Below are 12,377 nucleotides of genomic sequence, written 5' to 3'. Positions count from 1 at the left end.
TCTGAACCGGTACCCGACACCCGAACGAGGCTGAGGAGGAAGGGAAGGGTCACGAAAAGCGCCCCTTCTCGCGTCCACTGCCTCGTCATCATCATGCTCCCAATCATACACCCCCACCCACCGAACCGCAAAACAATCCGAAAACATAAAACGCCGAAACACTCACCACTGCAACAACATTCGACGTTGACAAAAACACCATCGTGCACAACCCGCGAAACCAACCCAACACCAACTGAATACCGAAACCTACTGACATGCAACAACATTCAAAACACCCAAAACGAGCCCCACAACACCTCCCACCCGACCCGGCACCACTCCCCCACACCAACCAAACCCGAACACCCCACCGCCACCCAAAAACGCCGGCGCCCCACACACCCCCAACAACCACCCCGGGGACATGTCATCACCGCAGTTCAACGCTACAAACCACGGAAGCCGGACGGCACAGACCAATCAGAGAACACCACCAAACAGGTAAACCAGCGTGAAAACACACACCACCTCCAAGACGACACGAAACACTCACCAGGCCCACTGCACGGATCCCGTCCGAAATGTCGTCGAAGTTCGTCAAGGCAAGTTGCGTCGGACCGCGCGGTAGGTCGAGGTGGTGGGAAAGATATTGTCGGGGCAAACCATTGATGGTTTTGTTGCCGCCAGCCGCTATACCTCTCGGCAGGCAGGCGTAGCTGGCGCATGATCGTCGGAGGCTGGTGTTCGGCAGGCAACGACATCGTGCACACGAAAGTTGAACTTAACAGCCATCTGAATACCATTACGGTCAACAGACGCTTCTGTCTGCACACCAAGATTCTTGACTCTCACAACGCTGAAAGGCAACGACATGACCGAGACTCCAGTTGCACCTGCTCCCTGTCCGCCCGGCAGACACACCCAAGGCGGAACCTGCGACTGCGTTGCATGTAATTACCACATAGCAGCATTCGCCGCCCGCTTCCGCGAAAATGGCACCGGCGTTGAATTGTTTGGCTGCCCGTCTGATCGTCCCGAGGCGCCCTGATATCACAATCGAATTCCCGATTTCGGCAAAATGCGAACGACGGTCGAAAGGTCCCACCTGTCAACTTCCTCGCACCGATGTGAACGACGGGTGAAACCTGGTTCTGGCTCACTTTCCGTGACGGCTCCACATTCGCGCCGCGTGTCGTTCGGACAGGACGTGGACCGTGCGGGAGATGATCATTCTGGTGTCCTGAGAACTGTTGTGACCTGCGTGTACTCCTTCCGCATCTGGCGGGTATCGACATCGATTCGGTCGATGCGACTGCAGGCGGAGTTCGTATTCGTGCGTCGCCGTTGTCGACTTCGGCGAGCTGCCCGACGTGCGGTGTTTCTTCGAAACGCGTGCACAGTCGGTACGAACGCATTCTCGCCGATACCGCTATAGCTGGCCGATCGAGTTACGTCGTCTTGCAGGTGCGTCGATTTCTGTGCTCGAACACCGGCTGCGACCGACGCACATTTGTCGAGCAGATCGACTTCACTTACCAAGGCTTACGCACGAACGACTCCGCTGCTGCGCGAGATCCTCGAGATCGCGCTGACGTTGGCCGGGCGAGCCGGATCGAGGTTGGCGTCGGCGCTGGGAGTTTCCGTCGGACGATCTACCCTGTTGCGGCTGGTCCGAGCGTTGCCTGACCCTCCGACAAGAGTGGTCCCTGTGCTCGGTATCGACGACTTCACACTGCGAAGGCGGCATCGGTATGGGACTGTCCTGATCGATATGGACACGCACCGCCGGAGTCGATGTTCTCTCCGACCGGAAGGCCGGCACCGTCGCCGACTGGCTCACCGAACATCCGGGAACACAGGTGATCTGCCGCGACCGCGCCGGCGCGTATGCCGAAGCCGCCCGTACCGGAACGCCCGAGGTTGCAGACCGCTGGCATCTGTGGCACAACCTCGCCGAAGCAGTGGAGAAAACCATTGCAGCCCATCACCATTGCCTGAAAAGAAAACCAGAGATCGAGCCTGTACCTTCGATCGAACGCACCCCATCGGAACAACGGAGGATGGCCGCCGAACAGGTAAACGACCCCCAGGAGAGTTCGATACTCGCCGTCCGCACGAAGAATCGGTTCGAGGCGGTCACAAATCTCAAGAACGAAGGCATAAAAATCAGAATGATCGTCTGCCGGCTCGGGTTGGCACGGGAGACCGTCCGCCGTTTCTACTACGCAACCAGTGTCGATGAATTGTTGGGAGCGCCGCGGGTGGGCCAGGCCCACCATGTTGGACGGGTTCGCGGTGCACCTGCACGAGCGCTTCAACGACGGATGCACCTCCACTACTGCACTTTGCGAAGAAGTTCGAACATTGGGATATAGCGGCAGCTACAGCTCCGTCCGCGACTACGTTCGCCCGCTGCGTACCATCGGCGCTTCGCCGTCCAGAAGACAAATTCCGAAGGTCCGGTGAAGCACCTCCTGGCTTCGGGGACTGCCCTACGAATCGCGGGCGGCGGGCAACTCGAATGGTGGCAACCAACGAAATCCCGACCGTGGGTCGAGGACGATTGTTCGAATCGTTCCACCAACGGTCCTCGACCACGCCAACTCCGGTGCTCCCACTTTTACATATTTCGTATCCTCAGGACGAGCGACAGCGCGATACAGCGATTCAACCTCGGTCAGGAGATCGTCATCCCCGAACTCTTGCTGCATCGAAAGATAATCAAATTCGTTAACCTTCATCGCTGAATAGCTGGCCTGCCTGCCAGCGAGAGCCCGACTTCGGTCGCACGCGGAGTCCCACGCTTTCTTGTAGAACCACGGCCGATTCAAGTCGCGACTGTCGTTGACTGCAAGGACCAACAAGGTGAACCCACCCTCGGCCAATAGTCTCTGATTCCCGTTGTTGTCGGGCGCGTCGGCGCCATGTTCCGGACAAGGTTCAACGTCCTTCGGGATGTAGTTCCAGTCAGCATCCACTTTGGCGTCTTCTGTGACTTGTTCGTCGTAGCTCTCCCGGCATGCTGCGCAGCTACCCAACAAAGCCTCCTCAATCTTCTCCCACACCGCGTCACCGAGTTCTTTTGCATTTGAATACGAGCCCGTGAGTGCACGTTTCACGACGTCGATGGCTTCAACTTTCTGTGGTGCCGGCTCACCAGGGATTGCCTCTGGAGTGAAGCTCGATCGGCCCGCAACCATCAGCACTGCCGCGAACTGTCCCGGTTCGATCTCGCCCACCGCGACAGCTTCTGTCCATCCGTCGTCCTCGGTCATCGGATACGTTGCCACTTTGTTCGTGACGTCGACGCCAGTGCCTGTCTTCCCGTCCGTGGTTTTGCTGTCGGACATCACGAATACCTGGCCGTCAACTGCTCCGAACACATGCAAAGTCACTGACTGATTCCCCTTTTGATCGTCGGACGTCGGTAGATCTGTCCGTTTTCTCCTCGACGCCGTTACACCTGACGTGGGAACAAGGGTGGCGCCAGCAACCGATCACCAAGAGCGGGCCGGCGCTGTCCGGTTACGGAGCGGTGTCGATAAACAAAGCTTGGCGCAAGCGCTGGCGTCGATGCCCGCCCGAACTCAAACGCTCGCTGACGTGGGACCGCGGGAAAGAGATGTCCGCGCACGCCCAGCTCACCGTCGACACCGGGCTGAAGGTCTACTTCGCCGACCCACACAGTCCGTGGCAAAGTTCCGCGCCGGCAACATCGGCCTCATCCCCTACACGAAACTGTATTTCCTCATCACCGACGGCACACACGATGACCCCATCATTACAGAGATCGTCGTAGGACCCGGGGGAGACCGCCCGCTACGCGCCAACGCGCTCAACCGACGACTCCGCAAAATCGGATCCCGGCACGGAGGTATCGGTGTCGTTCTCTCAGCGGTCGGCGCCCTCGCCGTGTTGTCAGCGGATACAGGATCCGATTCTCAGGCCACCATCGACTTCGAGAACGACACCACTGACATAGCCTGCGCTAGGAGAAGCAGCGAGACGCTGCAGCTTCGGCAAGTTCTACCCACCCTGGCATGGGTGTCCGTTGAAACTATGGACGTGACACGGACTGCTGCATCGCGCAGGAACCTGTCCTGAATAGACTTGGCCTGTAAGCGAATTGGTACTCCACACCAGACTGGTACCGAAACATTCTGACACACAACAATATTCAAAGCCCCCAGAAACGTGCCTCACAACACCCGAACACCCCGCAGCCGGCCCCGAATCAGCCGGCACCCCGCATCAACCAGCGCGCAGATCACCACACAAACCGAAACCCCAGAGTGGATAAGCCAGCGCGAAACAGAATGCCCTGATGACAGAGATAGTGCACGTTACGTATGCCACACTTCCGAATAACACCGCATACGTACAGCGCAATAGCTCGTGGAGGGCTTATGAAGCACATCTTGGACACCGAGCTGCTTAACGGCCCTCTTGAGGTACAGACCAGACTGCGCCCCTACTGTGTGGCTCGCTGTGTGACCAGCTTGAGTCAGGTGGAAGAGATTGCGATCCACCTGTGCCAGACCTGGGGAGGGCCGAGCAATCCGATCGTCGTGCTCCATGACAACGCTCCGGCCCAGTACCTCCAGGAAGTTCTCATTGCCAGCGAAGTCGACGGGTACGAGGACCATACCAAGACAGCGGTATCAATCCCCTACCTGCAAAACGAAGGTGCGTGGGACTACCCAGCTGGTTTGATCATTGCTCATGAACGAGGCACACGGCCCGTCGAGGTCGTTACCCTTGAGGAAGATGATCCATGGCACCTCGTCTATCTGGCAACCCTCGGATGGATGCCGAACATGTTGAGCGAACCTTTGTGTTTCGCCGGTGGCCTCGCCGAGGTCAATATCGAGAATCTCATCCCCGTCGAGCGTGTGTCAGTCACGGGGGACCTCGATGACCTTCTGATGCGCGTAACCAACCGAGAGAAGTTCACCCCTCGCCAGTTCGGCAACCTGTACCTCGCCTCCGGTTCGACGCCCAATCCCGGCTATTTAGGGCTATCGAGTCCCATTCCGAGCCGCTGGGCACAGGCGAATGCAGCTGGACCAAACATCGTCGTCGTCCTGAGCCCAGATTCTGTCGACGACTTTGCGCTTCTTTGGAATCTACGGGCCCTGTGGGGCGACAGATTGCCTATGCCCATCGGGATTCCCCGAGAACTGTTTAACGCTGATTCCCTTCGCCGCCTCCATCAACCAGGTATTACCACTAGCTTTGGGCTCGGCGGCGGCGGACTGTACGTCTGTAGCGAATCAGTCTCCCCCGACGAGCTTCGAAAGATCACTGACGATGTACCTTCCGTCCGTGTTGCCGAACCGAGGGACCTTCTACAACCCCAGGCTGCACCTGCTCGACCGCGAAGCCAGGTCCAAACCTGGACTGCCGGGACAAGCCGCATAACGTCGTTCGCAGACGACGACAGGAAAGTCCTGGGCCAAGCTGCCCACCCCAGCCCGTCACTAGTGATGTCCGTGCGCGTACCGGAAGCGCCAATTCCAGCCGTCGGCCCCCTCCGTGGATCCCATTATGCCGCCTACCAGTGGGGCGCCGCCCAAGTTCAGGCGTCCTCCGGAGGGCGGGACGGCTACACCCGTGAAGTGAGGTGGCCCAGCGGTTGGACTTCCTTGTCAGCAACAGCACTGGAGCTTGGCCTAGAGGTACGAGAATCTCAGCCTGGACTTGCAGCGATGAACCTAATCCGCGCCCTCGGCGACACTTGGGACATTCGTTATCTATGCGACATGGGACTCGTCGACCTCCTGTACGAGCTAGCCGAACGGAGCGGCATGTCCTGGTGGAAGCAAAAGTGGAACGGTGTAGAGAAACGGCTTCGAGAGGAAGGTAAGACAACAGAGGAAATCGAGGCACTCGCAGTCGAGCTGGGACGGGACGAGCCCGTAATCGCGCCCTCAAACGAGGGCCGGCAACTTGCTGAACCACGGTTTAAAACATGTTTCGGCAACAGGAAGGTTGCATCGGACCGCTGGCTTGAATGGGCACTCGACCGACGGATACTTGTGCAGGGCATCGAACTTGTATGCCCGAACTGTCGCGTGAAATTCTGGCTTCCCATTCAAGAGATGTCGCCGCCACACACCTGCCCAGGATGTAGCCGAACGATCAGCCGCCCATTCGAGTCAGGACTAGTCAAGTTTACGTACCGCATCGGTGAGGTTCTTCGCCAATGCCTAGAGGTCGATGCCCTAGGTCATGTACTCGCACTTCGTTGGTTGACGCAGTTGTTCGCCGATTATGGGCTTGTCGGGGCGCATCCAGGCGTGGAGTTCGTCGAGGACGGGAGGGTGGTTGCCGAGGCTGATGTTCTCCTGCTGTTCAGCGACGGCCGGATGGTGCCGGTGGAGGTCAAGCGGCGCGCCACCGCTTTCAATGAGGCAGCAGTCGCGCAGTTGGAGGCGATCTCTACCACATTGAACGCAAGTTTCGATGTGATGTGCGTAATGGAGCCGCTAGACAGATGCAGCGAGGTGGCCGAGCTCAAACGAGAACTGCCGGACAGACCCCGATTTCTGCTCACAATGGACCAACTCTCAGCTCCGCATGTTTTCTGGAGTGCGGGAGGCAACCCCTTCGAGGAGAAACACTTCGACGAGGACACATCTCAAAGGCGTCGAGAAAAATGGTTGGCAGATGTAGAGGCAATTGGTGGCGCACCTGACGACGTCGCCGAGCATACGGTCGACTACTGGCGTAAGAACCCTGAACGACGACGACCCTGACTCACCGGAACAAACCTCGGTTCCCCGTAAGCAGTGAGACTTTAGACATCGGATCGTCACGGCAGTCAACGATGCCTGCGCCTCGACGACCCGAAAATTACCGCTGGTGATCCAATCTAGTCAGTTCGAACCCGGCCGACGTGATTGCACGGGAAACCGATCGAGATAGGGCATGCAATACCGATCCCGCCATCGATTAGGCCGGTACCTGGGTGGCCACGGTCCCGGTAAAATAGGATCGGAGTCCTGCTCCAATCTCATCGACACCGTGGACGCTGAAAGTCTGACGTGCGAGCCAGGGACATACCGGAACCTATCTCCGCAATCGCCACGGCAAGTAGTCACCTAGTATCAGTCGGTCGACCGACGAAGAATAAGGAGTCCACGCGTGGAGTTTTATGAACGCCTTGCCTTGCGACCTGTGCTGTGGGCGCATCTGCACGACTACACCGGTAACTCATTTGAAAACTTCTTTCAAGATTTCATGGTCTTGTCTTTTCCTGGCTTCGTCGATGTTCGAACGCATGGAAATCTGGGAGACATGTCGAGCGACGGCCTCACTCTCCACGACGGCCGCTTATACGCGTGTTACGCACCTGAGACGCCTGACGCGAAAGCGACTATCCAGAAGTTCAACAAGGACTTCGCGGGGGCACTTGAGAAGCGTTCGGGCCAGTTCATGATCTTTGTATTTGTCCACAACGACGTCCGCGGCACCCATCCCGAAATTTCAGTGGCGCTAGCGAACACAAAAAAGATACACCAAACCCTAGAATTCGAGATGTTCGGTATGCGCCGCCTGCGCGACGCACTAGGCAAGATGGATCGTGCCGACGTGGAGTCTCTGCTCAAGATACCGCTACCGCTGCAGCACGATGTCGCTATGGGACTCCCTGAGATGGAGGAGCTCCTCTCATTCCTTTCAACACAGCGCACATCAGTTCTCGACAGCAATCTCATAGAGCCGGTATCGGCCCAGAAACTCCGCTACAGCAAGCTGTCCGAGGAAACTCAGACAGAACTGAGGGACGGAATGAAATACAGTTCGCTCATCGACAATTTCTACCGAGAACGTATCGATGTCACCGAGCGGGACGAAGTAGCCACGCGATTCCACACTGAGTATCTCGATGCTGCACAAGCTACGCCCGATGCCGAGGAAGTCCTGTTACGCCTGAGAGTGTTCCTAGCCGGATCCCGAATGACCACGGCCACCAGCTATCGAGCACAAACAGCCGTGCTTTCATACTTTTTCCAAACCTGCGACATCTTCGATAACGCGCCCGCAAATTGGAACGAAGAGATCGCGAAGGTGATGGCGTAATGATCACGCCGACAAAGGGAATCGCGCCACAACGTGCATTGTTGACTATCGCGGCCCAGGTATCGCTGACACTCACCGAGCCGATGACTGTAAGCCAAGCATGGACGGCGTTGAAAACCTGGCGGGCGAAGAACGCGAACAATTCCGCATTGCCGTTCTCCTGGTTCGTCCTGGCCCTTGACGTCTTGTACTCGCTCGGTGCACTCCAGATGCAGAACGGGCTGATCCACAAGGCGGTGAAACCGTAGTGCTGCAACAAGTTACGTCGACAGACGACCGGTTCAAGCCAATCGTGCTCAGTCCCGGATTCAACATCCTCCTCTCGGACAAAACTCAAGAATCTTCCGATACCGACAGTCGAAACGGTGCAGGAAAGTCATCGCTCATCGAGATTGTGCACTTTCTGCTCGGTATGGGACGGCTGACGGATTCGGTGCTCGCAAACCCTGAACTGAGCCGACACACCTTCTCCCTTGAGATGGACTGGCCTGAACGTGAGGCTGGGTTGCGGGTCTCACGTTCGCTCACTCCAAGAAATCGGTCACGAGTTGAGTTGCAGCCGAATATTGTTGGCGGGCAACGGCTGTTCGAAAGCGGGTCCGCAACGATTTCCGAGTGGGTCGAAGAGCTCGGCAAGAGCCTGTTCGCATTCCCGCACGACCACAAAGGCATCAGCGCCCGCAGTCTGCTCTCTCTCTACATACGTCGGGTAAGCCAGCACGGACTGGATGATCCGGTACAGACATTTCCGCGTCAGTCGATCACTGAGGCGACCACCAACATCGCATATCTGCTGGGGCTGGACTGGCGTCTCGCTTCCGGCTACCAGCAGCTGGCAGGTCGGGAGTCGCTGCGCCGCAAGCTCAGAGAGGCAATAAAGGATCCCGCCTTCAGCCTCGTCATAGGATCGGTATCCGAGCTGCGCGGACTTGTGACCGCCGCCACGAGGCGAGCGCAGGATCTTGATCGACAGGTTGCAGCTTTTCAGGTGGTTCCCGAGTACGAACGGATCCAGGGACTGGCTGACGAGATTGATGCTCGCATACGAGCGACCCGCGCCCAAGATGCTGCAGACCGCCGAAACCTTCAGGACCTCGAGGCTGCGATTCAAAATGAGCGGGAGCCGGAGGTTGAATATCTCAAGCTGGCCTATCGAGAGCTCGGGGTTACACTGCCAGATGTAGTTCTCCGGCACTACGACGATGTACGCGCATTCCATGACTCAGTTCTGTCGAACCGGCGCTCATATCTTGCTGAGGAGATTTCGTCGACCAGGTCGCGTCTCGAACAGAGGCAGTTCGAACGCCAAAATCTTGGAGGGGAGCAAGCGCGGCTACTTCGGCTTCTCCACGAAGGTGGAGCTCTTACTGCACTGACCGCCCTGCAGGAGCAGTCAGCTATTGCTCGCTCACAGCTAGAGACATTGAAGACGAGATTCGACACCGCGCGCCAACTTGAGGCGACGCAGGCGGAGATCAAGTTCGAACGCAGCAAACTTCAGCAAGACATCACACAGGATCTCGTTGAGCGCGAACCGATCATCGAGCAGATCAATCTGATGTTCCAGCGTTTCGCCGCCGCCCTGTACGGACCGGATCGCGAAGCCTACGTAGATATCGCCGCCACGGATACCAGTCTGCGTATCGCGCCGCATATCGGTGGCGAGAACAGTCAGGGAATCGGCAAGATGGTCATCTTCTGCTTCGACCTCACGATCACTGTGATTGCGCACCGTGCGGGTCGAGGTCCCGACTTCCTTGTGCACGACAGCCACTTGTTCGATGGCGTGGACGAACGTCAGGTCGCGGAAGCGCTGAAGCTGGCAAAAACGGTGTGTGAGGAAGAGCGGCTCCAGTACATCACGACCATGAACTCGGATGACCTGGAGAAAGTAGAGCGCAGGGGTGTGCCTCTACAATCCTTCATTGCGGCGCCACGCCTCACCGATGCCTACGCGGACGGTGGACTCTTCGGATTCCATTTCGGCTAATCTCGCACCAGCACAGATGGATCCGCGCCGCTCGGCACCACTCTTTCGGTCCGGCCCGGGGGACAGGTGTAGATCGAAATCCTGCTCGGATTGTCAACACGCCCCAGCCTCGCCGAACTTGCACCAGAATTCTCTGCACGAACGGAATTCCTGTCGAGGAACGGCACTGGTTGATACGGCCGCCGGAGCAGGTCGACCATTTCCGACCATTTCAACGTCACACTGCACGGCATCACCCCGGAAATGGTGGCGCTCGCGCCGCGATGGAAAGACGTATTACCGGCCATCGTCGACTTCATCGCGGGTGACGTCGTGGTTGCGCACAACGCCGGGTTCGATATCGGTGTCATCCGGTACGCCTGCGCCGTCGAAAACATCGAATGGCCGGAGATGCGGTTTCTGTGCACGATGGTGCTTGCGCGGCGCACGCTGTCGCTGCCGACCTACCGCCTGCCGTACGTCCTCGAGGCACTCGGAGGGGTAATCGTGGACCATCACGACGCGCTCGCCGACGCCCGGGCCGTAGTGAGTGTCGTTCGCGGACTCGCAGTTGCTCAGGGCGTTTCGGACCTCGATGCGCTCGCCGCCTCGGTCGGTGTCAGTATCGGCCGGATGGCCGGCGACATACAAAGGGAGCGTCGAAACCGTTACCAGCAAAGGTCGCGGTTCTTCCCCTCTCGTTCAGCCTGACCTCAATCCGAACGCCGATCCCGACGGGTATCTCTACGGCCGCGTGGTGGTGTTCACCGGAGCGCTGATGTCGATGACACGGCAGATCGCGTGGGAGGAATGCGCACGCGTCGGTGCCGCCGCCAACGAGTCGACGACCAAGCGGACCAACGTACTCGTCGTCGGCGACATCAACCCTGCCGTCCTCCAGCCTGGCTCGAAGGTCACAGGTAAGGCTCGGCGAGCGTTCGAACTGCAGGAAAAAGGACAGGACATCGAGGTGATGACGGAGGACGATTTCCTGCGCTGCCTTGGTGGGAAACCGCTCGACGAACCCGAGGTTCTGCTCTCGGCCGAGGGCGTCGGCGGTTCCGTTGCTGCAGTGCCGGTACCCAGTCGCGTCCAGACTGTTTCGATAGCGCTGCGCCCGGAACCTCAACCGCCGCAACAACCAAAGCCGCCGAGGGCGCTTCGGCGAACACCTGTCCCGACCACCCAGGCATGCTCCGTGGACAACTGCGCTAACACCGCGGCCTCAAAACACGCACGAAACCGACATGGTACGAGCAGCACATCATCGAGCAACAACGCCGCGGCGGACTTTCGCCGTTGGAATCGTTCACTCACCCCGACGACTCGCAATTAACCGAATGTCTGACCTGTACCGTCCAGGCTCACTACCGGTTCGAATACACCATCGACAAGAACACCGACGCCGAACCGACGTGCCGTGCCTGCTTCTGGCGAGCATGGGCGAGGCAGTCCCGGGACATGCACGGCGTTTGGGCAAAGGTGGAACCGGTTCCGTACGAGAAAGCCAAAAACGTTGCTGAAAAATCGGGATACGAATACCTCGAACCGCTGACAGCTCCGTCGCTGCCGGACGACCCGCACCACGTACGGTGCCGTCGATGCGGACGGATCAGCACTGAACGACTCAGCGACATTGCGTCCGGCTGCTCGACTGGCAAACCCAGCAGCTAACACTTCCGTCAGCGCCCCGCGCCATGACAGTGACAGTGACGGCCCTCACCTAGAGTAAGACCGCCCATGTCCAGTCCTTTCTCGTAGGAGTTCTCCGTGACCACCGCACCACACACATATCTTCTTCCACTCGCGGTGATCGACGAACCCTCCGGGAAGTATGCATCTGGCACATCGATGTCGGACCCGACATCGGCTTGCCCCGACTGTCCGGAGCCTGGGTCCTCGAACGCGACGACACCGGTACCTTCGTCAACCTTGTTCGCGGTCGGCACGTCGTGCTGTGCAACGGCACCGACATCATCACTCGCGAAAACATCACCACCGCAGGAACAGTCGATATCGATGCGACGGTCGACGCCGTCATTGCTGAACGTGATGCGCTGCAAGCCCGCTTCAACTCCCACGCCGCCACGCGCAAGACACTAGTGTCGCCGACGTGGCCGGAAATCACACATCCGAAAGTCATCGCCGCGACTGTCCCCCGCACCGAGACCATCATCGAGCAGGCCGGAGATGCGTTCCCTCTAGCCCGGGGGTTGAACGTCCTCGCCCAAGCCTGGACACAGATCGAAAAGCAGCGCCTGGCAAGGCCTTTCCTCATCGAACCCGATGGACCCCATCCGCGACCACTGCCCCTGGTCCTGCGATAACGACTGCTGCGACGCGG

The 12,377-nt window shown here is 58.5% G+C and carries 11 protein-coding genes; 10 read left to right on the top strand and 1 reads right to left on the bottom strand.

From position 1 onward, the window contains the following. Positions 1-1,326: 1,326 nt before the first annotated feature. Together B0E55_RS29795 and B0E55_RS31595 are read left to right on the top strand one after the other, a co-directional pair. Positions 1,327-1,668: a transposase family protein gene (locus B0E55_RS29795; protein WP_274534465.1), complete on the top strand. Its 342-nt coding sequence runs from the start codon at positions 1,327-1,329 to the stop codon at positions 1,666-1,668. A gap of 173 nt (positions 1,669-1,841) precedes the next feature. After that, entirely contained in the window at positions 1,842-2,357 is a 516-nt protein-coding gene (locus B0E55_RS31595; RefSeq protein WP_133053461.1) for a hypothetical protein, read from the top strand. A gap of 117 nt (positions 2,358-2,474) precedes the next feature. Here B0E55_RS31595 and B0E55_RS29785 read toward each other — a convergent pair whose 3' ends face one another. Next, a complete protein-coding gene (locus B0E55_RS29785; protein ID WP_133053460.1) occupies positions 2,475-3,257 on the bottom strand; it encodes a hypothetical protein in 783 nt (260 codons plus the stop codon). 415 nt (positions 3,258-3,672) lie between these two features. On the opposite strand from B0E55_RS29785, the gene B0E55_RS31740 reads away from it, so the two are divergent. The 8 genes from B0E55_RS31740 (at position 3,673) to B0E55_RS29740 (ending at position 12,360) form a co-directional block, all read left to right on the top strand. After that, positions 3,673-4,086, top strand: a complete 414-nt coding sequence (locus B0E55_RS31740) for a hypothetical protein (protein WP_080911060.1) — start codon at positions 3,673-3,675, stop codon at positions 4,084-4,086. A gap of 464 nt (positions 4,087-4,550) precedes the next feature. Beyond that, entirely contained in the window at positions 4,551-6,740 is a 2,190-nt protein-coding gene (locus B0E55_RS29775; protein WP_133053459.1) for a hypothetical protein, read from the top strand. Between the two features lie 388 nt (positions 6,741-7,128). After that, the gene (locus B0E55_RS29770; protein ID WP_080911058.1) at positions 7,129-8,064 is read left to right on the top strand and encodes an ABC-three component system protein; all 936 of its coding nucleotides are present in this window, start codon (positions 7,129-7,131) and stop codon (positions 8,062-8,064) included. Beyond that, entirely contained in the window at positions 8,064-8,312 is a 249-nt protein-coding gene (locus B0E55_RS29765) for an ABC-three component system middle component 6 (protein ID WP_080911057.1), read from the top strand. The genes B0E55_RS29770 and B0E55_RS29765 overlap by 1 nt, the downstream gene beginning before the upstream one ends. Next, positions 8,312-10,054: an ABC-three component system protein gene (locus tag B0E55_RS29760; RefSeq protein ID WP_080911056.1), complete on the top strand. Its 1,743-nt coding sequence runs from the start codon at positions 8,312-8,314 to the stop codon at positions 10,052-10,054. Before B0E55_RS29765 ends, B0E55_RS29760 begins: the two co-directional genes overlap by 1 nt. 198 nt (positions 10,055-10,252) lie before the next feature. After that, entirely contained in the window at positions 10,253-10,744 is a 492-nt protein-coding gene (locus B0E55_RS29755) for an exonuclease domain-containing protein (RefSeq protein WP_274534466.1), read from the top strand. Positions 10,745-10,811: 67 nt separating this feature from the next. After that, on the top strand, positions 10,812-11,369 hold the full coding sequence (locus tag B0E55_RS29750) for a BRCT domain-containing protein (protein WP_133053458.1): 558 nt from the start codon (positions 10,812-10,814) through the stop codon (positions 11,367-11,369). Between the two features lie 535 nt (positions 11,370-11,904). Continuing rightward, positions 11,905-12,360, top strand: a complete 456-nt coding sequence (locus B0E55_RS29740) for a hypothetical protein (protein ID WP_080911051.1) — start codon at positions 11,905-11,907, stop codon at positions 12,358-12,360. The last annotated feature ends 17 nt before the right edge of the window (positions 12,361-12,377 follow it).

Origin of the sequence: Rhodococcus sp. 66b, from assembly GCF_002076325.1 — a bacterium.
In the GTDB taxonomy this organism is placed as follows: Bacteria; Actinomycetota; Actinomycetes; order Mycobacteriales; family Mycobacteriaceae; genus Rhodococcus_F; species Rhodococcus_F erythropolis.
This window is presented reverse-complemented; position numbering and strand designations above follow the sequence as displayed.